This is a genomic window from Solimonas aquatica, assembly GCF_900111015.1.
Classification (GTDB): Bacteria; Pseudomonadota; Gammaproteobacteria; order Nevskiales; family Nevskiaceae; genus Solimonas; species Solimonas aquatica.
Genome location: NZ_FOFS01000003.1, coordinates 77,838 through 99,987 on the forward strand (window position 1 = coordinate 77,838; position 22,150 = coordinate 99,987).

Annotated in this window: 18 protein-coding genes and 1 pseudogene; 10 read left to right on the forward strand and 9 right to left on the reverse strand. The window is 64.6% G+C overall.

The genetic code is table 11. The features are described from left to right. Nucleotides 1-7 precede the first annotated feature (7 nt). The 8 genes and pseudogenes from BMY12_RS04520 to BMY12_RS04555 all read left to right on the forward strand — a co-directional run bounded on the left by BMY12_RS04520 (nt 8) and on the right by BMY12_RS04555 (nt 9,559). The gene (locus BMY12_RS04520) at nt 8-190 is read left to right on the forward strand and encodes a Trm112 family protein (protein ID WP_093282653.1); all 183 of its coding nucleotides are present in this window, start codon (nt 8-10) and stop codon (nt 188-190) included. Further along, nucleotides 187-957: a 3-deoxy-manno-octulosonate cytidylyltransferase gene (gene kdsB / locus BMY12_RS04525; protein WP_093282655.1), complete on the forward strand. Its 771-nt coding sequence runs from the start codon at nt 187-189 to the stop codon at nt 955-957. The genes BMY12_RS04520 and kdsB overlap by 4 nt, the downstream gene beginning before the upstream one ends. A 209-nt stretch (nt 958-1,166) precedes the next feature. Beyond that, nucleotides 1,167-2,531 carry a capsule polysaccharide biogenesis protein gene (locus tag BMY12_RS04530; RefSeq protein ID WP_093282658.1) on the forward strand — a complete coding sequence of 455 codons (1,365 nt, stop codon included), beginning with the start codon at nt 1,167-1,169 and terminating at the stop codon, nt 2,529-2,531. Further along, nucleotides 2,528-4,141, forward strand: a complete 1,614-nt coding sequence (locus BMY12_RS04535) for an LTA synthase family protein (RefSeq protein WP_093282660.1) — start codon at nt 2,528-2,530, stop codon at nt 4,139-4,141. Before BMY12_RS04530 ends, BMY12_RS04535 begins: the two co-directional genes overlap by 4 nt. 33 nt (nt 4,142-4,174) lie before the next feature. After that, nucleotides 4,175-5,627, forward strand: a pseudogene (locus BMY12_RS04540) (mannose-1-phosphate guanylyltransferase/mannose-6-phosphate isomerase). A gap of 35 nt (nt 5,628-5,662) precedes the next feature. Then, nucleotides 5,663-7,507 (forward strand): glycosyltransferase family 9 protein, encoded by a 1,845-nt coding sequence (locus BMY12_RS20960; RefSeq protein ID WP_218140087.1) that lies wholly within the window; start codon nt 5,663-5,665, stop codon nt 7,505-7,507. A 14-nt stretch (nt 7,508-7,521) separates the two neighbouring features. Then, a complete protein-coding gene (locus tag BMY12_RS04550) occupies nt 7,522-8,313 on the forward strand; it encodes an FkbM family methyltransferase (RefSeq protein ID WP_177188839.1) in 792 nt (263 codons plus the stop codon). A 1-nt stretch (nt 8,314) separates the two neighbouring features. Continuing rightward, complete coding sequence (locus BMY12_RS04555; protein ID WP_093282664.1) at nt 8,315-9,559, forward strand: glycosyltransferase family 9 protein; 1,245 nt, start codon at nt 8,315-8,317, stop codon at nt 9,557-9,559. 38 nt (nt 9,560-9,597) lie between these two features. Here BMY12_RS04555 and BMY12_RS04560 read toward each other — a convergent pair whose 3' ends face one another. From BMY12_RS04560 to BMY12_RS04590, 7 genes are all read right to left on the reverse strand, one after another. Beyond that, entirely contained in the window at nt 9,598-10,245 is a 648-nt protein-coding gene (locus tag BMY12_RS04560) for an ABC transporter ATP-binding protein (protein ID WP_093282666.1), read from the reverse strand. Then, nucleotides 10,242-11,075, reverse strand: coding sequence for an ABC transporter permease (locus tag BMY12_RS04565; protein WP_093282669.1), 834 nt, complete (start codon nt 11,073-11,075; stop codon nt 10,242-10,244). The genes BMY12_RS04560 and BMY12_RS04565 overlap by 4 nt, the downstream gene beginning before the upstream one ends. Nucleotides 11,076-11,083: 8 nt before the next feature. Then, entirely contained in the window at nt 11,084-12,265 is a 1,182-nt protein-coding gene (locus tag BMY12_RS04570) for a KpsE/RkpR family capsule polysaccharide export protein (protein WP_093282671.1), read from the reverse strand. Between the two features lie 3 nt (nt 12,266-12,268). Next, nucleotides 12,269-13,438, reverse strand: a complete 1,170-nt coding sequence (locus BMY12_RS04575; RefSeq protein WP_093282674.1) for a glycosyltransferase — start codon at nt 13,436-13,438, stop codon at nt 12,269-12,271. A gap of 68 nt (nt 13,439-13,506) precedes the next feature. After that, nucleotides 13,507-14,703 carry a polysaccharide biosynthesis/export family protein gene (locus BMY12_RS04580; RefSeq protein ID WP_093282676.1) on the reverse strand — a complete coding sequence of 399 codons (1,197 nt, stop codon included), beginning with the start codon at nt 14,701-14,703 and terminating at the stop codon, nt 13,507-13,509. A 49-nt stretch (nt 14,704-14,752) separates the two neighbouring features. Then, nucleotides 14,753-16,054, reverse strand: a complete 1,302-nt coding sequence (locus BMY12_RS04585; protein ID WP_177188840.1) for a glycosyltransferase family 4 protein — start codon at nt 16,052-16,054, stop codon at nt 14,753-14,755. After that, a complete protein-coding gene (locus tag BMY12_RS04590) occupies nt 16,047-17,129 on the reverse strand; it encodes a capsular polysaccharide export protein, LipB/KpsS family (protein WP_093282682.1) in 1,083 nt (360 codons plus the stop codon). The genes BMY12_RS04585 and BMY12_RS04590 overlap by 8 nt, the downstream gene beginning before the upstream one ends. 128 nt (nt 17,130-17,257) lie before the next feature. Here BMY12_RS04590 and apbC point away from each other — a divergent pair, with 128 nt between their 5' ends. Together apbC and dcd are read left to right on the forward strand one after the other, a co-directional pair. Continuing rightward, complete coding sequence (gene apbC, locus BMY12_RS04595) at nt 17,258-18,340, forward strand: iron-sulfur cluster carrier protein ApbC (RefSeq protein WP_093282684.1); 1,083 nt, start codon at nt 17,258-17,260, stop codon at nt 18,338-18,340. A gap of 81 nt (nt 18,341-18,421) precedes the next feature. Next, nucleotides 18,422-18,985 (forward strand): dCTP deaminase, encoded by a 564-nt coding sequence (gene dcd, locus BMY12_RS04600; RefSeq protein WP_093282687.1) that lies wholly within the window; start codon nt 18,422-18,424, stop codon nt 18,983-18,985. Nucleotides 18,986-19,018: 33 nt separating this feature from the next. Here dcd and BMY12_RS04605 read toward each other — a convergent pair whose 3' ends face one another. Both BMY12_RS04605 and rlmKL read right to left on the reverse strand, forming a co-directional pair. Beyond that, the gene (locus tag BMY12_RS04605) at nt 19,019-19,732 is read right to left on the reverse strand and encodes a hypothetical protein (RefSeq protein ID WP_143068843.1); all 714 of its coding nucleotides are present in this window, start codon (nt 19,730-19,732) and stop codon (nt 19,019-19,021) included. A 198-nt stretch (nt 19,733-19,930) separates the two neighbouring features. After that, nucleotides 19,931-22,135 (reverse strand): bifunctional 23S rRNA (guanine(2069)-N(7))-methyltransferase RlmK/23S rRNA (guanine(2445)-N(2))-methyltransferase RlmL, encoded by a 2,205-nt coding sequence (rlmKL, locus tag BMY12_RS04610; RefSeq protein WP_093282692.1) that lies wholly within the window; start codon nt 22,133-22,135, stop codon nt 19,931-19,933. Nucleotides 22,136-22,150: the final 15 nt, after the last annotated feature.

A 22,150-nucleotide genomic window follows, 5' to 3' on the forward strand; every position in this document is an offset into this window, starting at 1 on the left:
ACTCACGATGGACAAACGTCTGCTGGAAATCCTGGTCTGCCCGGTCACCAAGGCGCCGCTGGAATGGCACGCCGAGCGCCAGGAGCTGTGGTGCCGTGCCTCCCGTCTGGCCTATCCGGTGCGCGATGGTGTGCCGGTGATGCTGGAGGACGAGGCGCGCACGCTCAGCGACGAGGAACTGCAGCAGTGAGCGCCACGCCGGCCTTCAAGATCGTCATCCCCGCGCGCCTGGGCTCCACGCGCCTGCCGCGCAAGGTGCTGCGCGAGATCGCCGGCAAGAGCGTGGTGCAGCATGTCTGGGAGTCGGCGCGTCGCGCCGGTGCCGAAGAGGTGGTGATCGCCACCGATTCCGATGAAGTGCTGCAGGCCTGTCGCGCCTTCGGCGCCGATGTACGGCTCACGGCCACCACGCACAACTCCGGGACCGATCGCGCCAACCAGATTGCGCGCGAGGCCGGCTGGGCGGCTTCCACCATCGTGGTCAATCTGCAGGGCGATGAACCCCTGATGCCGCCGGCGGTGCTGCGTCAGGCCGCCAGTCTGCTGGCCGAGGATCCGCAGGCCGATATCGCCTCGCTGTGTCATGAAGTGCACAGTCTGGAGGAATGGCTCAATCCCAACGTGGTCAAGCTGGTCATGGACCGGCGTGGCTATGCGCTCTATTTCTCGCGCGCGCCGATCCCCTGGCGTCGCGATGGCGCGACACGCGAGCACCCTCAGCTGCCGCAGGGCCTGGCCTACCGCCACATCGGTCTGTACGCCTACCGTGTCTCGGCGCTGGCCGAGTTCAGCGCGCTGCCGCCGGCGCCGCTGGAAGACTGCGAGGCGCTCGAACAACTGCGCGCGCTGACCCACGGCCTGCGCATTCGCATGGGTATGGTGGACAGGCCGCCGCCACGCGGCATCGATACGGAAGAAGATCTGCAGGCGGTTGCACGCTTGCTGGGTGGCTCTTAAAGTCGCGCTGGGGCGTGCTCAGGCGCGCGGTTTCAATCCACGCATGCAGCCAGAGCTTGTGACAGGGCGCTCGGTTGCACACTTCTTGCGTCGGTCATACTGATGATGACATCCGCGTTCCTGATGCCAACCGAAGCACCGCACTGTCCGCCTGGGGGGCGGCGGTGTGCCGAGGTCGCGGATCATCGCTCTTCAGGGGAATCGCCTTAATGGCTTTGGGTATACGCGACGCTGCCATAGCGCAGATCACTGCGCCTGCCGAACGGCGCCGGTATCTGTTCCTGCAGGGACCGATCGGGCCGTTTTTCGGCGAGCTGGCGCAGGCCATGCTGGCCTTGGGCCACCAGGTTCACCGAATCAATTTCAATGGTGGCGACCGTCTGATCTGGCGTCTGCCGGGTGCGGTGAGCTTCACGTCTCCGGGCTCGGTCTGGCCGGCTTTTCTGGCCGAACGGCTGGACGAGTGGCAGATCAGCGACATCGTGCTGTTTGGCGACTGCCGGCCGCTGCATCGCGAAGCGATCCGTCAGGCGCGTGGCCGCGGCATCGCCGTGCACGTGTTCGAGGAAGGCTATCTGCGGCCCAACTGGATCACCATGGAACTGGGCGGCGTCAACCGTCATTCCTCGCTGCCCAAGAGTCCCTTGTGGTTTCGTGATGCCGCTTCCAGCCTGCCGGCCTGGGATGAGGGCCGGCCGGTGCCGCGCAGTTTTTTCAGCCGCGCCATCTGGGATATCGCCCACAACATCGGCGTGCTGCTGTACCGCTGGCGCTATCCACACTTCCGCACGCATCGGCCCTGGCCGGCGGCGGCGGAATACAAGGCCGGCGCCAGGCGCTTCCTGTTACGGCCGCTGGCGCGCAAGCGTTCGGCGCGAATGGCGCAGCGGGTGCGCGAGTTGCAGCAGCCGTATTTTCTCTTTCCGCTGCAGCTGGAAGCGGATTCGCAGATCCGCTTCCATTCCTCGTTCGGCAGCATGGCGCCGGCCATCGAACAGGTGATCGCTTCCTTTGCACGTTGCGCCCCGGCCGAGGCGATGCTGGTGGTCAGCGAACATCCCCTGGACACCGGCGTGGTGAATCAGCGCGAAGTCACGCAAGCGGCCGCGCAGCGCGCCGGGGTGAGCCAGCGCATCATTTATCTGGAATGCGGCACGCCCATGGATCTGATCCAGAAAGCGCGTGGCATGGTGACCGTGAACAGCACCGTGGGCATCCAGGCACTGGCGATGGGTGTGCCGGTGAAGACCCTGGGCGAGGCCATCTACGACATGCCCCAGCTCAGCGATCAGCGGCAGCTCGACGATTTCTGGCCCCAGCCGCAGGCACCGGACAGCGAAACCTTTGCCGCGTTTCGCCAGGTGGTGGGGCAGGCGACCCAGCTCAATGGCAGCTTCTTCTGCTTTAAGGGCCGACGCCTGGCGGTGGCGGCGGCTGCCGCCAAGCTCAATTCGCCTTACGCACCCTCGCTGTATGGTCCGCAGCTCAATCTGGCCACGCAGGCCAACGCGGCTGCCGAGCCCGCGCCGTTTGGCACGGACGATCTGCTGGGAATACTGCGGACCGGCACGTGAGTCCGCCGGACTGGGCCTTCGCCGGGGGGCTGCAGGCCTTGGGCGGCACGGCGCTGGCGGCAGGCGCCTGCCTGTTCACCGCTCGCTCCGCCGCGCCGATCTGGCGTCACCCGCTGGCGCTGATACTGGAATTGCTCCTGCCCTTGCTGAGTCTGATGCTGCTGCTGGCGCTCAGCGCGCGTCCCCTGTTCTCCGGCGTGACGACGCTGTTGCTCGGCGCCGCTTATCGGTACGCCGACTGCGCCAAACAAAGCGTGCTGGCCGAACCCATCGTGTATACCGATGTGTTCCAGGCCCTGGACATCTTCCGCCATCCGCAGCTGGCCCTGCCGTTTCCACGGCTGCTCCCGATTCTGCTGGGCGTGACGGCAGGCCTCGCCTTCTTCGCGATCTGGTTTGTGCTGGAGCCGCCAATGTGGCCGCGGTCCTGGCTGCAGCTGCTGCTGGTTCTGGCGCTGCCGCCGGTCGTGGTCATGCTGCTGCTGGCGCCACTGCGCGCGCCGGTTGTCGCACTGCTCCGTCGCGCCGGTCTGGCTGGCGAGCTGCAGGCCGACAGGCAAGGTTTTGGCAGCCTGGGGCTGTTGCTGACCTACGCCTTCATGGCGCGCGTCGAACGCCGTGCACGGCAGGCGCAACAGCCTCCGGTGAGCGTGCCCACGCGCCTGCGGCCGGCGCGGCCGGAAGCCGGGCCCCTGGTGCTGGTGCAGGCGGAATCGTTCTTCGACGCGCGACGCCTGCATCCGGCGGTGGATGCACAGCTGCTGCCGGCCTGGGACCGCCTGCGGGCCGGCGGCGCGCAACACGGCCGCCTCAGCGTACCCAGCTGGGGCGCCAACACCGTGCGCACCGAATTCGGCGTGCTCACCGGCCTGGCACCCTCAGCGCTGGGCTATGACCGCTTCAATCCCTATCACCGCTTTGCGCGTGCGCCGATCAACTCCCTGGCCTGGCGCATGCGGGCGCTGGGGCATCGCACCATCTGCCTGCATCCCTTCGACCGACGCTTCTACGGCCGTGACCGGGTGCTGCCGAATCTGGGTTTTGACACCTTCATTGGCGAGGAAGCCTTTGCCGGTGCCGAACGCGTCAATGGCTTTGTCTCCGACCGTGCCATCGCGCGGCGTGCCATGCAGATCCTGGAGGATGAAGGGCCTTATGTGTTTCTCTTCATCATCACCATGGAGAATCACGGGCCCTGGCCGGCGATGGATCAGACGGGACTGGAAGCCCTGGACTTCGCACCGGATCTGCCGCTGGCCACACGCCGCAGCCTGGCGCGCTATCTGCGCAGCCTTCGCCATGCCGATGAGCTGCTTGCCACCCTGAGCGCGGGAATCGACGGCAGCCCGGTGCCCGGCGTGCTGGGCTTTTACGGCGATCATCTGCCGGCTTTTGGCCAGGCTTTCGAATTGCTGGGGATGCGTGATCTGCGCAGTGATTACCTCATCTACCACGATGCGCAGCGCGAGAGCCCGCGACGTGACATCGAGGCTCATGAACTGCACGAAGCCGTGTTCCAAGCTTGGGCTGGTTTGCTGCCGGCGCGCATGCGGCAGGAGTGGACGACGGAAGCGATGCTTGCCGGCGCCGTACGTGGTGTGCAAGCTTAGGGCATCTATCGCGATGAGCCAGAGAGACGCGGCGTGCGCTTAGTTCCCACTATCCTCTGCGGCGGCGCTGGCTCGCGCCTGTGGCCGGTCTCGCGCGAGCTACACCCCAAGCCCTTCATCCGCATGGCCGACGGCCAGAGCCTCCTGCAGAAGGCCTTTCTGCGTGCCAGCGGTCTACCGCAGGTGCAGGAGATCCTTACCGTCACCAATCGCGAGCTGTTCTTCAAGACGCAGGATGAATTTCGCGAGGTGAATCGGACGGGCCTGGCAACGGCGTACATACTCGAACCTTATGCCCGCAATACCGCTGCGGCGGTGGCCGCTGCAGCACTGGAGGTGTCACGGGTGCACGGCGAGGACGCCTTGCTTCTAGTGCTGGCGGCAGATCATTTGATCGACGATGAAGGTGCATTCCAGGCGGCGGTCCGCGAAGCTCAGCAACTGGCGATCACAGGCAAGCTGGTGACCTTCGGTATCCGGCCCCACAGTCCGGAAACTGGATTCGGCTATATCGAAGCGGAAAACCGGCAGGTACGCCGCTTCGTCGAAAAGCCTTCCGCGCAATTTGCGCGGGACTATCTGGCGAGCGGCAAGTTTCTGTGGAACGCCGGCATGTTTTGCTTTGCAGCCGCCGCAGTGCTGCGGGAAATGACGCGGCATTGTCCGGATGTGCTGACAGCGGTGCGCGACTGCGTGCGGCGCGGTCAAAGCGCCGAGGGCGTCGATTTCCGGCAGTTGGAACTGCCCGCCGACGCATTTTCGGCGGTGCCCTCACGCTCGTTCGATTACGCCTTGCTGGAACCGGCATCCCGTGCCGAGGCGACCGGCTCCGGAACCTACGGCGCTCTGGCGGTGGTGCCTTGTGAGCTTGGCTGGAGTGATGTCGGCTCGTGGGAGGCCATCGGGGAACTGGTTGATGCCGATAGTCAGAACAATCGCATTGAAGGTCGCGCCTTGATGCACGACAGCCGCAACTGTTATGTGCGCAGTCCGGATCGCCTGGCGAGCGGGCTGGGTCTGGATAACCTGATGATTGTCGACACGGCTGATGCTGTGCTGGTGGCAGACCGGGCACACGCGCTGGACGTGAGGGTATTGTACGAAAGGCTCAAGGCCGACGATCACGAAGCGCATCGCAGGCGCCGCACGGCATATCGCCCCTGGGGGGAGCTACACAGTTCTTCAGGAAGGCCCCGGCTTCAAGATCAAGCTGATCGTGGTCAAACCACAGGCCAGTCTCAGCTTGCAGATGCATCGCCACCGCAGCGAACACTGGGTCGTCGTCAGCGGTGTGGCCACGGTCACCAATGGTGAAAAGACGGTCCACGTTCGTGCCAATGAGTCGAGCTATATACCGGCCGGGCACCGCCATCGTCTGGAAAATCCGGGAGAGGAGGACGCCGTCATCGTCGAAGTTCAGAGTGGCAGCTATCTGGGCGAGGATGACATCGTGCGCTTCGGTGATCTCTACGGGCGTCTGGCCTGAACCGGTGCCGCCGGGCGTTCACTGATGCTGAAGCGATGAAGTCGTCCAGAATCCGCAGAATTGAGGCTTCGCCTGAAGAAGCTTGGTCCGGTTCCGGCGAGTCCTACACCGTAAATGCACCGCGTGCGCGGCATGCGGCCGATGACAATCTGTCGACACTGTCGGATCTGGGCCATGCCAGGCTTGATCGGCTGGAGCAGGTCTATGGCAGCGATGGCGAAGATGCTGCGACCGCAGCGAGGCGACTGATCGCAGAACTTTCCAGCTTGCTGCCTGCCTTGCAGCTGAGCGAGTCGCGGCCCGCAACACCGGTTTCGCGCGAGCTGCTGCGCTTGTGCGACAGGCTCGGGGCCCTGGTCGGCAGGGCAGGGCAGCATCCGTCTCAAGCACACCTCCAGCTACTGCACATTGAGATATCACTGCTGTGCGGGCGATGGTCGGAGGTGGCGCTGCTGTCGCAAGCCCTGCTGAGCGCGAATGTGGTGCTTCGCGATGGCGGCGAAATTTCGCGTCGGCTGCTGATTCTCGATACCCAGGCGGCCCTGGCGCTTGGCCACACCCGCAAGCTGGATGAGCTGGCGCTCACACGGCTCTACTTGCTGGCGGCCCGCGATCCGGCGCGCATCCAGGAGCTGTTTGCCGAATTGGCACCGGCCATCGCTGCGCTGGACCGCAATCACCTGACTGATGATCGGCGCGGTGCCTTGCTGTTTTGGCTTGCCAGAGCGATGCAGCGGGCAAGATCCAAGGGCATCGTGTTTCTGCGCAAGACCGCACGCCGGCGGCTGCGCATGCAGTTCTACCGATGCCTGGCAGCGCTGATTTCCGCGAGTGCGGTGCTGCTGCTTCGTGCCACCTCCGGCAGGGCGCCTGCCAGCGAGCTTGCGGTGCGCTCTTCAGCGGCCGCGCGAGGGCATCGCATCGAGGCTGCCTCGCCTCGGCGGAGAATTCTGGTGACCCGCGCCATGGGTGGCATTGGCGACATCCTGACCATGACGCCGGGGCTTGCCGCGGCGGCCAGAGTGTTTGAGGCAGAAATCTCGTTTGCCACGCTGCCGAGCTACTTCCCGTTCCTGCGGGGCGTACCGGGTATTCGCCTGCTCGATATTGGTTCAAGCATTGAGCCATCACACTTCGACCGCTGCTTCAATTTTTCGGAATGCCCCGCCACCGCATATGAACGAAGGACCATACCGCAGGTACGGCAGAGTCGCGTCGAAACCTTTGCCTATGCCTTGGGCCTGTCTGCGCAACAGCTGCGGGAACAGGGGCTGCGGCCGCTTCTGGCGCTGAGCCCTGCGCAAGAACATCGCGCGCGCCAGCGGCGGCAGGCCTGGGCGGGCAAGGGCAAGACGACCGTCGTCGGTGTTCAAGCTTTCAGTCGTGACCACTACAAGAGCGTGCCGCAGCTGCCGGCGATCCTGTCGGCGATGGAAGGCGACTACCGCTTCATCGTGTTCTGCGATCAGGTTCGCGAGCTGCCGGTAGATGCGCGCTTTATGGGCCTGTTTGCCGAGCCCTATGAAGACGTCATCGCCGCGGCCAGCGCCTGCGACTACATCGTGACCGTCGACTCCTTCCTGCTGCATCTTGCAGCGGCACTGGACAAGCCGGCGCTGGCCTTGTTCGGGCCCACCGATGCCGCCGCATTCGCCCGGCATTTGTCACGCAAGGTCGTCGTACAGATGAAAGATCGTTTTCCATGTTCACCATGCTGGAGGAATGAACACATTCGATGTCAGGTTTTTGATCAATGGTCGAGCGTCTGCTTGGACAGCATGGACGCCGGCCAGATTCACCAGGGATTAGCGGCGCTCGAGGCGATGTACCCTAGGGCAAGTGATGGTCATCAAAAAAATGTGAGCGATGAGTCATGCTAAAGAGCAGCAAACAGATGTCTGAAGCCATTGAGAGGCTGATTCACATCGAGTTCAAGGTTGATCGACTGCTGGAGTCTGGCAGGGAAGACAGTGGCAGCAGAGCCGCTGCCGAGGCGTACGCTGGCCATCCCGACCAAGTCTATGGGCCTTCGACATATGCACAACACGGCGATGACCTGATCATCCTGAATATCTTTGACGCCATGGAGATCGAACGTCCCAGCTACATCGACATTGGTGCGCATCATCCGGTCAACATCAGCAACACGGCCCTTCTGTATAAGCGAGGATCGCGAGGGGTCAACGTCGAGGCCAATCCCAATCTGATCGAAGCGTTCCATCAGCTCAGGCCAGACGACGTCAACCTGAACTGCGGCGTCAGCGACCAGCCGGGAAGTATGACTTTCTACATGATCGACAAGTGGTCGGGGCGAAATACTTTCGTCAAGGCCAGCGCCGAGCAGTTCGTGAGGGAAAATCCGGCGTTTCGCATCGAGCTGGAGATTCCCATCGAAGTGGTGACAGTCGATCAGATCATCGAAAAGCACTGCGGAGGCGTGTTTCCCGACTTCATGAGTATCGACGTGGAGGGGCTGGAGTACCGGATACTCAAGAGCATCACTTATGATCGGTGGGCACCAAAGCTGATCTGTGCCGAAATCTGCGGTGAAGGCCGCGCCGAAAAAGAAAGAGAGATATCGGAATTTCTACAGAGGAAGGGATATGAGCCGGTGTTCCGAAACCGGGGCAACTGGTTCTTCGTGAGCAGCCAGTACCGCTTCGCGGTTACTGGAAGAGTATCGTGACATGAGCGGCACGCGCTGGTGGTCCCGTATCTATCGCCGCTACAGAAAGACCCGGAAGGTGGTTCTGTATAGTTTGCTGAGTTGGCAGGGCAGATTGCCGTCTGTCTTGAAGCCTGGACGAAAAATGCCTGTAGAGCCATTGGCCGAAGATACCGGTGATGTCACTGTGGCGGTATGTGTCACGGGCGGTCTGGGCGACTTCCTGATTGTCGCGCGGCTACTGCGTGATCTGTGCGCGATATCGAGTCGCATCAAAATTGAACTGTTTGTGCCGACAGCAGCGCCGGCTGCGTGGGCATTTGAGCCGGTGTCCCAAATCAAGGGCATCTACAGCGAGATGTTCTTTCATCACGCCCTTCCCGGCTACGACTGCGCCCTGGTCATCAATCAGATGGCGTTTTATTACGCGGAGCACGTGAAGTACGCGCGAATCAAGCAGCGGCTGCCGCAGTTGCTGCAGCTGCTGGAGACTCTGGGAAAGAATCGTGGTCCATGGGAGCCTTACATCCAGAGTCATCCGTATCTCGACGGCGCAATGGCGCACCGAGCGGTGGTGCTGGGAGAGAACCGCTACAGCCTGCTGCATCGCCTGTTCGGCCTGAACTACGGTGGGCATCTGCTGGCCTTGCGCATTGATGAGTCGGTTGCGAATACGGTGAAGGACCGCTTCTCGTCCTGGATCACGGTCAGCAACGGTTTTGATGCCGCATTCAAGGTGCGAGGACATCGGGCCACAAAATGCTATCCACAGAGCAGTTGGGTTCGCGTGCTGGATATCGTCAAGCGGCAGCGGCCAGACGTCGGCATTGTGCAGGTCGGTGGCAAAACCAGCGAACTCATCAGGGGCGTTGACGTCAATCTGATCGGTAAAACCTCACTTGCGCAGGCGGCCGCGCTGATCAAGTACGGGATGCTGCACGTTGATAACGAAGGCGGGCTGGTGCATGTCGCTGCCAGCCTCGGGCGCCGGGCGCTGGTCCTGTTTGGGCCGACATCCAAGCCGTATTTTTCCTATGAAGGCAATATCAACCTGGATTCGGGGTTTTGTGGGGGATGCTGGTGGTCGACACGCAACTGGATGGAAGCGTGTCCCCGGGAGTATGAGACGCCGGTCTGTCTGGACCGTCTGGCCCCCGAAGTGGTTGCGGAGCAAATCCTGCAAGCACTGGATGAATTAGAGGAAAACGATTCAAACGCGAGTGAAGGTCCTTCAACGCAGCGTGATACTGCCGAAGCTGGCACTTGAAGTGCCGGTCCTTGACGTCGCGCCGCTGCCTTTTCTGATTACAAAGCCCGGTAGTTCTCTGCGGCTTCCGCGACATTCGTGAAATGCCGCGCCCGCCCGCCCTCCAGAACCAGCGCCGAGTCGCAGATCTGCGTCAACAGGCCGGTGTCATGCGAGGCGATGATCAGGGCGCGTCCGGCTTGCCGGTCGAACAGATGCTGCCGGCAGCGCTCATGAAAACGCTGGTCGCCAACCAGAATGACTTCGTCGATCAGGTAGCAGTCGAAGTCGATGGCAATTGACAGAGCGAAAGCCAAGCGTGCGCGCATGCCGGATGAATAGGTCTTCACCGGCTTGCGCAGGGCTTCACCCAGTTCGGCAAAGTCCTCCACTGTTTTGGCAAGGGTGTTGAAGTCACGACGATAGATGCGTGAAATGAAACGCATGTTGTCGTAGCCGGTCAGGCTGCCCTGGAACGCGCCGGTGAAACCCAGAGGCCAGGACACCCGCATGCGAAGGTCTATTTTTCCCGATGTGGGAAGTTCCACGCCGCCGATCAAGCGGATCAAGGTGGATTTTCCCGCGCCGTTGCGTCCCATCAAGGCGAGCTTGTGGCCGCGCGCAACTTCCAGGCTGATGTCGTTGAGTACCAGCTTGGTTTCGCCGTGCACGCGATACGACTTGAAAACGTTCTGCAGGCGAATCATTCCACTTCTACATGTCTTCGTACCGACCGGGTCAAGACCAGGCCGATGGTGATGAGAAGCAGGCAGACAAACAGCGTGTAATAGAGATCGTAGTGCACACGCACACCGCTGCCGAACTGCCCGGCCCGAAGAATTTCATAGGCGTTGACCGATGGCACCAGCAGCGCGTACTTCTGCAGCCAGTACGGCAGCCAGTCGACCATGAAGAATGCCCCGGAGATGGGCATGATGAGATAGGTGCTCGGCGCGACCAGTTTCTCCACCCAGTCATACATCTCGCTCAGGCAGGCCAGAATGATGGCCAATCCTGCGCTGTACAGGATCATCAGCGTCCAGCCCAGAAAAAAAAGACCGAGGTCTTCAGGGACTGTATACATATCCGCCAGGCCGAAGACAAAGGCGATGAGTGCGAAGGTGACGATAGAGCCATAAATCTCCAGCAGGATTCTGGCCACGAGAAAGTCCATGATCCCGACCTGCCGGTGATAAAGCAGACTGCCATTGGCGCGAAAGCACAGAACCGAGCGGAACACGCAATGCCGCCACAGGAAGAAGGGAATGTAGCCGGTCATCACAAAAGCCAGAACCGGGATGCCGTGCTCGTGCGGAGGTTTGGTGGCGGACCAGACGGCGACGACCCCGAGGCAGAAAAGCATGGGTTCGGCAATCAGCCAGAGAAAGCCGAGGTTGTCGCGTCCGTAGCGGGTGTGCACCTCACGCAGCATTAGGGCGCCGACCACGATCATGCGCAGGTGAGCGGCGCGCCAGGCTGCGCCTGAAAGCAGGCCGCCGAGTATGTCTTTGCTGAAGAAGTAAGCCTTGCTGGCCACGGCTTGCCCTAGAGCTGGCCGTGTTCGCGAATGCCGGCGAGCAGCAGCTTGCCGGTCGAATAGGCAAGAAAGCAGCTGATGAACACAATGAGAATGGACTTCAGGCGCTTGGGATACTCGGCCTTGTCCGGCAAATTGGGTTCGACAACACGCTCCAGATAGACTTGCTGCCGGCGTGCTTCCTCCCGGGCTGACTCCAGAGAAGCCATTGCGGAGGCAAGGCCCTTGGCGGCGAACTCCTGCTGCAAGGTCAACTGCTCATACTCTGGAATCTTCGGCGCCATGGAACCGCTTCGGCCAGCCATCTTGCCTTGCTCGGTATTGATTTGGCTCTGCAGGGCGTTGACGCGGCCCTGGAGGCTCGAGCGCAAGGGGCTATCCGGTGAGGAGCGTTCGATCTCCGCCAGGCGCGTCTGCACGGCGGCCAGTTCGCTTTTGAGTTTCACAACCGTTTCAAACAGCGCAATGGAGCTCTTGCCAGGGTCAAGAAGTGCTTCGCGTGAACGGTAGCCGAGCAGGCGTTTCTGCGCTTCGATCACACGCGCCTGCGCCAAGCCCACATCGGTTTCGGCATCTTTGACGGCATTGCCGCGGGCGCGCTCGTTGAGTCGGTTGACCAGGGACTCGCTTGCTTCGATGAGCAGATTGGCAATCGTCCGCGCATCCTCGGCGCGAAAAGCCTTCACCGTCACCGTCGAGAGTCCAGTCGTGGCGTCGTAGGCCACCTTCACTTTACCCTGGTAGTAGCGGAACAGATCCTCTTCGCTGCGATCAAAAAGCGGGTTCGGATAGCGAGAGAAGAAATCGGCTTCCGGTCTGCTGAACAGCGTGCGCAGCGCAAGTCGAGCTTGCAGCGCCTTCACGGCGTCGCGCGAAACGAGAAATTCGTTGACCGAATACACCTCGTTTTGCGCATGGCCGATCCCCGTCGTCTGCAGCAGGCTGTTCAGCGGCGAGATTTGTGCACGCGTCTGGCTGTGGACCACGAAAGTTGCCTGGGACGCGTACAGGTCTGAGGCGATGAGCAGGTAGTAGATGGCGGTCAGCGCAGTGGGCAACCAAAGCAAGAGCAGTGCGCTGCGATACTTGTGGAGCCAGCGACGCAGGTCCTGCAGGGTAGAAGGCGGGGCGGTGGCGGGCGTCTCGGGCTTGGCCATAGACGGCTCGCTGAGGGTTTGGTCGTCGTCCATTGCTCAGGCGTGGCGGATGTTGGAAGAGGAAGAATTGTCGGCGTTTGGGTAGTGGCCATGGGCCTTCCGCCAGGCCGAGTGTAGTTCCCGAAGGCCGGCTGTTGCAGACGCCATGTGCGGCTCGGCCCAGAGTTGTTTCGCATGACGCCGGTAGGGCCCTTGCGGATCAACAACCGGAATCAGCTCCGAGCTAACCGCCTTGAACAGGCGATGGCTGCTGAGCGGCTCGGGCAATGCCCACTGCGTGGCGAGTACGGGAATACCTCTGCTCAGTGCTTCGGCAAGCAGCAGGCCGTAGCCCTCGGCCCGATGCAACGAGGCCAGAATGTCGATGGCGGCGTAGAAGTCTTCGATGCTCAGCTGCTCGCTATCCAGGATGTGGATGTGGTGATCCTGTCCTGCGGCAGTTCGAAGCTCGGCACAAAGCCCAGGTTGCTTGGCGGCGTCTACCACGCGCAGCAGCAGCCGAGCCGAACGTTCCCGGCCTGCAAAGGCGAGGCGAAACGCCCCGATCAGGCCTTGCGGATTTTTTCGACGCACGCCGGCCAGCGTCGAGAAACTGAAGCCAACGATGAAATCGGCGGGACTCAGGCTCAGACGCTGACGGATCTGCGCTCGAACGGCTGCAGCGGGCCGGGGCATTGCGGCCGGCATCGGATGAGGAACCACTCGGATCGTGGGCAGAACCGGGTCGTCCCCGAAGCTCTGCAGCAAGGCATCCCGGACGTAAGGCGATGGCACCCAGACCTCGTCTGCCAATGCCAGGCTGGGGCGCCAGTTTCCTGGAGCGGCCGGCAGCTCCCAGGCCCAGTAGGCCACCACCGGCTCGTCGAACACCCGTCGGCCCAGACAGGAAAGGGCGCGTGCGAAGTGCGGAGGATTGAAGTGGACAACACGCGGCAAAGCCGGCAGCGGATCGGTGGGCGACAGATCCTTCGATGCCTGCAGCTTGGCGGCGATGTGCAGCTCCTGCGTCAGATCGCGGCTGCGACAGGTCAGGCCTTGCGCCCGCAGGCGGGTCGCCATGAGGCGGGCCCCGGTGGCGATGCCGCTGACGCTTGAGAGTGCGCCGACGATGATGGCGCCATCATCAGGCTGGACCTCGCGCCGCTGCGCACCCAGCTGCTTGCGACGCAGCCGCTGCAGGCGCATCTGCAGATAGAGGTCATGCATGCGACTGCGTCGCCAGAGGCTTGAGCGCAACATGGGTTTCAGGTGAATGAAGGCCAAGGAGCCGGGCGTCAGTTATGCGTTGCGTTTTCGACGAGCACGCCGCTCACCACCGGCTGCGAAACCAGCCCGATCAGCTGCAGGAACTTCTCCAGCTCGGTGGCAGGTGCATTGGCGACGTAAAGCATGTCGCGGTCCTGCAGGGCGAAATTCTGCCCCAGGAAATAAGCCCCGGCCTTGGTGAGGTCCAGCCGGTAGACCACGGGCACGGTTTGCGCTTCGTGCAGTGCTTCCGGTTGTGCCCCGAGGCGCGCGGCCAGCTCCCGGGGTTCATAACGGAACAGGAAGATGCCGCGCGGGTCGGCGCGCTGATCCTGCAAGCCGCCGGCCTTGGCCACGGCTTCGATCAGGTTCAGCTGGCGGGCTTCGAAGTTGATCAGGGTGTTGCGACCGGTGGCGCCGAAAGCGGTGAAGGTTTCCGGGCGGCGGGTGACGACCAGCAGGTCACCGGCCTGCATCGTGATGTTTTCCTGGGCATCGCTCAGCACTTGCTCCAGCGGTACGGCAACGGTCTTGCCTGCACGTGTCAGTTCGATCTGGGTTTCATAGCTGGGCGCGCGAGCGCCGCCTGCGGCAGCCAGCACTTCGAGCAGTCGTTCGCCATGCGCCGAAAGCGGAATGCGGGTGCCGCCGGCGGCTTCACCGATGACGGTCACGGCGCTGCTGACGTTGCGCGAAAGATTGACGATGACCTGAGGCTTCTGGGCCTTGCCGGCCAGCGCGCGTTCGATGGCTTCCTGAGCCTGGGCCGCATTCAGGCCTGCCACTCTGACGCGGCCAGCAAAGGGCACGCTGATGCTGCCGTCGCCTCCGACGATCTGTTCGGCGATGCTGACCGCACGTGCAGATCCGCTCGCAGTGGCGGCGAGGCCGACGTTCGCGGCGGAAAACAGAGGATCGGAGCCGGCCTCCCAGATGGTGAGGCTGAGTCCGTCCCCGGGGCCGATGCTCAGGGCGGGCATTGCCGCGCTGTCACCGAAGGCAAGCATCAGGCTCGCCCGCTGGCGTCGGGCCAGCGCGGCCACCGTGTCGGGGCTGAGGTCCACCAGCTCAAATGGTCGTGGTCCCTCTGTCTGGGCCTCGGCACGGATTTCTGCAGTGCGCGGCCCTGCGCTGGGCAGTGAAGCGCAGGCGCTGAGCAGCGCACAGCCCAGTGCCGGCCACAGCAGCGCGCTACGCGGGGTGAGGAGAGCGTGAATAGTATGCATGCCGTTACTGATGGGGATTAGGGTCGAAGTGTCCGGGCAAGCGGCAAGTTCAGGCAAGCTCGCCGCTGAGCGCACTGTGCAGCAGTGGCAGTGCGCTTGAGAAATGCATTGCCCAGTCAGGGACGCGGTAATTCTGCAGCCGGTCCTGCCACTGGCGGCAATGAGGCGAGTCGCGGTTCAGGAGTGTGGCGATGGCTTGCATCCAGCCGGGTCCGTCCAGCGCATCGAGATACTGTGCATAGTCACCGCCAACCTCCCGATGCGCCGCAATATCCGAAGCCAGCACCGGCGTGCCCAGGCTGAGGGCTTCCACCACCGGCAGGCCGTAGCCCTCGGCGTGGGAGGGCATCAGCAGGGCGCGGGCGCCGCGGATCAGGTCGGCAACTTCGGTGTCGCTCAGATCCCTGCATTCGACCACGTGGCGCTTGAGCGTTTCGGCGCGATCCAGCAGCTGGAACACGGCCTGATTTTCCCAGCCGCGCCGGCCGATCAGCACCAGGCGCGGGGCGCGTTCGGGGTCTTGTTCGATGAGGCGCCGCCAGCACTGCAGGATCAGCAGATGATTCTTGCGCGGCTCCAGCGTGCCCAGCATGACGAAGTACGGACGCGGCGTGTGCAGCGGCTGCGTGCCGGGCTGCGGCACATCCACGCCCAGCGGCAGGGCGTGGATCGGTGGCAGGCGCGCGCCGCGGCTTTCCCAGTAGCGGTGCAGCGCCGTGGCGGTGGCCTGCGAGTTCACCAGCACCTGCCGCGCCTGGCGGCTGATGGTCTGCAGGCGCGCGGCGTGACGCGCGGCTTCGCGGGGACGGTTGTACTCGGGATATTCGATGGGGATGAGGTCGTGCACAAAGAACACGCTGGCGATACCGCTGCGCTCCAGCCAGCGCGCCACCACGCGGCGGTACATCTGGCCGTGCGAGGTGTTGAGATACACCGCGCTGCCGTCGTCGGGCAGCGCGCGCAGGCGCGGCGCGCGCAGGGTGGAAACGCCGGGGCGCAGGCTTTGCCGCAGGCGCTGCAGTCGGCCGGGTGCGGCGCTGGGTGGCAGCGCTGGCCGCGTCTGCAGTTCCGGGCTTTGCAGCCAGGTGAACACCGGATGCCGTTGCGTGCGCGCCGGCGCCCGCTGCCGCCAGCGTTGCAGCAGGGCTTCGATCAGGGCCTCGGCCTTGCGCGGGGTCAGTACGCGCGGCCCCAGCGCGTCGAAGCCGATCAGGCGCAGCACAAAGTCCGGGTGACGATGCAGGGCCTCTACATACGCCAGGTCGACGCGGTCGATGCCGGTCGGCGTGCTGTGGGTGCCGCGCGCCAGCAGGCGTGTGGCATCGAAGTACACGGTCAGCGGTTCAGCCATGACGCAGGCCTTGCGAGCGCAGCCAGCCCCGACACAGCCGCGCCACGCGGCGCATGAGCGAGGCATCGGCCAGGCCGCTGCCGGCCTCGGCCAGCTGCCGGGCAATCTCTTCCGGCTCGCAGGCGGCGCCGCTGCGCGGGTCGATGTAACGCGGGTACAGAATCAGCGCGCCGGCCACCAGTTCATCGAGCTGCAGACGGCGAGTGCGGCGCGGCAGGGGCGTGCGGTCCTCGGTGAGCCCCCAGCCGGCGTAGAAGGGCTGGCCCCAGGCGGTCACCGGCAGGCCGCGCAACAAGGCCTCGAAACCCATCAGCGAAGTCATGGTGTGCACGGCATCGGCCTGGGCCAGAGCGGCAGCGGCGCCGGTGTGATGCAGCACCTGGTCGGCGTAGCGCAGCGCCTCATGCTCCGGCACATGGCCGGCGCGGGTCTGCGCCTCGGTGTCGGGGTGCGGCTTGTAGAGGATGCAGGCTTCTGGCTGCTGTTCGCGCACCGCGCGCAGCAGCTGCAGGTTCGTGCGCGGACCGGCGGCGCCCAGGCGCACGGAGGCATCGTCCTCCACCTGGCCGGGCACCAGGATGCGCGGGCGGCCATCGCGCGCCGCCGCGTGGCTGCTGGGGGCGCCGACGTTGTACTTGCTCAGCCCGTGCCGCACCAGGAATTCGCGCAGCGCTGCGGCGCGCCGCAGCAGCTCCGGGCTGAAGGTCTGGTTCTGCAGCAGATGTTCCAGCGCGCTGGGCTGGCGCGGATCGAAGTAGATGCCGCGCTCATCGAACACCAGCGAGGCCCCGCCCACATGATTGGAGCCCAGGCCCACGGAGCGCAGGAAACCGTCCTCGATGCGGATCACGCGCGCCTGCTGCGCCTGGGCGCGGGCGGCAAAGTCGGCGGGTTCGCGCGCCGCCCAGATCAGCAGATCGCCGCCGTGACGCGCCTGCCGGCGCAGAGCTGCATCCGCGGAGCCGGCGTAATGCCAGCGCGCGTACAGGCGCTGCAGAAAAGGGTCGATCTGCCAGCGCTTCCAGGGTTTGATGCCGATCACTTCGGCCTGCGGCGTCGATCTTGTCGTATTCATGGTGCGGCCCGACCGGCGGCGGGCGCCGGCGAGCGCGATGGTAGCAACAAGCGGGCAGGCCGGGGACCTGGCAGTGTGCGGCCGGTCTCGGTGTAGACTGCCGCCCCGCCTCGATTCCCTCTGCCGCGATGTCTGTGAGCCGCGAAACCCTGCTGAACTGCCTGGACGCCTATGTCCACCCCCTGATCGGTCGCGGCCTGGTGGCGGCTGGCGCGGTGCGCGAGGCGCAGCCCGAGAAGGACCATGTGCGGGTGCATGTGGAGCTGGGCTTTCCCGCCGCCGGCATCCGCGAGACGCTGCTGGCCGAACTGGCGGCGCACGTCGGCCGCAGCCTGGGAGTGGACGCGGCCCTGGCCTTGAGCTGGCGCGTCGAAGCCGTGGGCCTGCGCAAGAATCTGCAGGCCCTGCCCGGTGTGCGCAACCTGATTGCGGTGTCCAGCGGCAAGGGTGGTGTCGGCAAGTCCACGGTGGCGGCGAACCTCGCCCTGGCGCTGGCCGCCGAAGGTGCGCGCGTGGGCGTGCTGGACGCGGATATCTATGGCCCCAGCCAGCCGCAGATGCTGGGTCTGGCCGGGCAGCGGCCGGATTCGCCGGACGGCAAGCGCATGCACCCGCTGCAGGCCTACGGCCTGCAGGTGATGTCGATCGGCTTTCTGGTGGACGACGATCAGCCGATGATCTGGCGCGGCCCCATGGCCACGCAGGCCCTGAACCAGTTGCTGGGCGAAACCATCTGGGACGACCTCGACTATCTGGTCGTCGACATGCCGCCGGGCACCGGCGACATCCAGCTCACGCTCTCGCAGCGCATGCCGGTGGCCGGCGCCATCATCGTCACCACGCCGCAGGACATCGCGCTGCTGGACGCGCGCAAAGGCCTGCAGATGTTCCGTCGCGTGGAGATTCCGGTGCTGGGCATCGTCGAGAACATGGCCTGGCACGTCTGCAGCCAGTGCGGTCATCACGAAGCCATCTTCGGCGAAGGCGGCGGTGCGCGCATGGCCGCGCAGTACGGCAGCGAGCTGCTGGGCCAGCTGCCGCTGGAACTGCGCATCCGCGAGCAGGCCGACCGCGGCAAACCCACGGTCGCCGCCGAGCCGGACTCCGAACTGGCGCAGCGTTATCGCGACATCGCGCGCCTGGCTGCGGCGCGCCTGGCTTACGGGCTGCCGGCGAACGTGTTCCCCAGCATCGAGATCAGCGACGACTGATACGCAAGGCCTGCCAAGGTGGTCTGCGCGCCCCGACGGCCGCGCCGCCCTACAATGCAATTTCACCAGACAAGAAACAGCATGAGCATCAAATCCGACAAGTGGATCCGGCGCATGGCGGCCCAAGGCATGATCGAGCCCTTCGAGCCGGGCCAGGTGCGGCATGTGGATGGCCACAAGATCATCAGCTACGGCACGTCCAGCTACGGCTACGACGTGCGCTGCGCGAGCGAGTTCAAGATCTTCACCAACATCAATTCCACGATCGTCGATCCGAAGAACTTCGACGAGAAATCCTTCGTGGACGTGCGCTCGGATGTCTGCATCATCCCGCCCAATTCGTTTGCGCTGGCGCGCACCGTGGAATATTTCCGCATCCCGCGCTCGACGCTGGTGGTCTGCCTGGGCAAGAGCACTTATGCGCGCTGCGGCATCATCGTCAACGTCACGCCGCTGGAGCCGGAGTGGGAAGGGCATGTGACGCTGGAGTTTTCCAACACCACGCCGCTGCCGGCAAAGATCTACGCTAACGAAGGCGTGGCGCAGATGCTGTTCTATGAATCCGACGAAGTCTGCGAGACCTCGTATCGCGATCGTGGCGGCAAGTACCAGGGCCAGACCGGCGTCACCCTGCCCAAGACCTGAGGCCCGGCCTGCTGCGGCGGGCCTTGCCCGGGCTTACTTGCGCTCGCGCAGGCGCACCCAGTTCGAGCCGTTCTTGGAAACGTAGATCGACTTGGGGTCTGCGGTGAGGTAGACGCTGCCCCAGTAGGCGCGCAGCTGGCCGTTGCGGTCATAGGAACCGCGATATTCCATGGTGCGGGCGCAGTCTTCCAGGCTGCTCTCGGGCTGCACGCGCCAGAGCTGCTGCACCATCAGTTCGCAGCGGTTGCGCTGCTCCTTGGCCACGCCCAGGCTGGTGTAGGCATCGACTTCCCCGGCGTCGCGCGCGGAAGCAGCGGCCACGTCCGCGGCCGTGGGCATCACCAAGGGTACTGGCTGTGTCGGCGCCACATACGCAACCGGTGCCGGGCGCGGACGCGGCGTCGGTGCCGGCGGCGGCGCCCGCGAGCTCATGGTGGCCGGATCGATGGAGTGGTTCTTGGCGCCGATGGCGATCCAGTCGGCACCGCCGTTCTCGGAGCGGTAATAGACGGACAGATCGGCGGCCAGCAGGGTGTCCCCCCAGGAACCGAAGCGCAGCGCATTCTCAGCGTTGCGGTCCACGCTCTGGCCGTCGATCAGGCGCAGGCAATCGTCCAGGGTTTGCGTGCCCTGTTCGCTCCACTGCTGCTTGGCGAACAGCTTGCACAGTGCGGTGTTGGCAGCGGCATGGCTCGACATGGTCGCCGCCAGGGCCAGTACGGCAAATGCGGTCTGCAATCGGAACATCAGCGCATTCCTTGATGTGGAACTTATATGAGCGTCGGGCAACAGCTCCCCTGCCGCGCGCGGTGGATGCATAGACCATTGTGGTTTACCTCGTACGCGGCACTTCCCGGACCCTGCTGTCACAATCAGGTCCTGCGCGCACTGAAATCCCCCCAAGGGCCTCTCCCGCGTTGCTTCAATAAACAGGTTTCCGCCCGATCATAACGAATGATTAACGTCTGCGCCTGTAGGCTTAAAGCCAATCTTCCAGCACCGGTGCGCCGGGGGGGGACGACGGAAGTCCTCGTCCAGGGTCTGGGCGCTGATATCCCTTAGCTCCAGCCTTTGGTTCAGGCTGTCGTCGATCTTGAAGCCGCGGCGGTTGGTGGAGAAGTACAGCACCCCGCCGGGCGCCAGCAGCGCCGCCGCCTGCTGGATCAGTTGCGCATGATCGCGCTGGATGTCCAGCACGCCGTCCATCTTCTTGGAGTTGGAGAAGGTGGGCGGGTCCAGGAAGATCAGGTCGAACTGGGCCGGATGGGTCAGCCGCGCCTCGTCGGCCAGCCAGCGCAGGCAGTCGGCGCGCACCAGGGTGTGACGGGCCAGCTTTTCGCCGCTCTGGGGGGGGCGCTCCAGCAGCCGCGAATGGTGGTCGTTGAGCAGCAGATTGCGCTGCGCCCAGTCGAGATAGGTGTTGGACAGGTCGATGGACAGGGTCGAGGCCGCGCCGCCCTGGGCGGCGTGCACGCTGGCGGCGCCGGTATAGCAGAACAGGTTCAGAAAGCGCTTGCCGGCGGCCTCGCGCTGCAGGCGCAGGCGCATCGGCCGGTGATCGAGAAACAGCCCGGTGTCCAGGTAATCCTCGAAGTTCACGAACAGCTTGCAGCCATGTTCGAGCACCACATGTTCGCGCTCGGCCTGGGCCTGGCGCTGGTACTGCGCATCGCCCTTCTGCGACTGTCGTAACTTGTAGTGCAGGCGCGCGGGCGGCAGTTCCAGCACGTCCTGGATGCCGGCCAGGGCGCCGCGCAGGCGCTTCTCGGCGCGCGCCGGGTCCACGGTCTTGGGGGCGGCGTATTCCTGCACATGGGCATGCGTATCGCCGTCCACGGTGGTGTAGAGGTCCACCGCCACCGCGTACTCGGGCAGATCGGCGTCGTAGAGCCGGTAGTTGTTCACCTCGGCGCGTTTGGCCCACTTGCCCAGGTGCTTGAGGTTCTTGCGCAGGCGGTTGACGAAGTCCGGGGCCGGCGGCTCGGCGGCGCCTTCACCGTGGATTTCGAAGCGCAGCAGCTTGCAGGCGATGGCGCCGTTGTACAGGGCGTGCAGGGATTCGGCGCGCAGGCCCAGGCGCTGCGCCAGATCCTCACGCGAGGTGAAGAAGCCCAGGCGCCAGCCGGGGAAGTTCTGCTTGAGGCTCACGCCCAGCAGCGAGTAGAGCTTGATCAGCTCGGCCTCGTTGGCCAGGCGCTCGCCGTAGGGCGGATTGGTGACCACCAGGCCGGTCATGCCTTCTGGCGGCCGCGCGGCCACCGCGTCGCCGACCTCGATGCGCAGCGCCGCGCCCAGACCGGCACGCTCGGCGTTGGCGCGCGCCGCCGACACCGCGCGCGGGTCCAGGTCATAGCCGAAGAAGCGCGGTTTCAGGGTCGCCAGGCCGGTCTGGCGGCGCTGTTCGGCCTCTTCGCGCAGGCGCTGCCAGAGCGCCGGCTTGTGCTCCAGCCAGGCCTCGAAGCCCCAGCGTCGGCGCAGCTGGCCGGGGGCGATGTCGGCAGCCTGCAGCGCGCCCTCCAGCAGCAGGGTGCCGGAGCCGCACATCGGATCCAGCAGCGCCGCCCCCTGCGCGGCCAGCTCGGCCCAGCCGCAGCGGGCCAGGATTGCCGCCGCGAGATTCTCTTTAAGCGGCGCCTCGACGCCGCGCGCGCGATAGCCGCGCCGGTGCAGGCTGTCGCCGGCCAGGTCCAGGCTCAAGGACGCCTGCGTGCGGTCCAGATGCAGATGCAGGCGGATGTCGGGGGTTTCGGTATCGACGTTGGGCCGCTCCTGGCCGGCGGCGCGAAAGGCGTCCACCACCGCGTCCTTGAGCTTGAGCCCCGCGAAATGGGTGTTGGCGATGCCGGGCGTGCGCCCGGCCACCTCGATGGCGAAGCGGCTATGGCTGGCGAACAGCTCGGTCCAGGGGTAGCCGCGCGCGCCCTCGTAGAGCGCCTGCGCATCGCCGATGGGGATCTGCAGCAGGGGCAGCAGCACGCGGCTGGCCAGGCGCGACCACAGGCAGGCGCGGTAGGCGATCTCGGTGCTGCCCAGGGCATGCACGCCGCCGCGCGCCTCCCGCAACTCGCTGGCTCCCAGGCTGCGCAGCTCTTCGATGAGCAGGGGTTCGACGCCACGCGGGCAGGTGAGAAACAGGGGCAGGGAGGACATGCGGCATTATCGCTG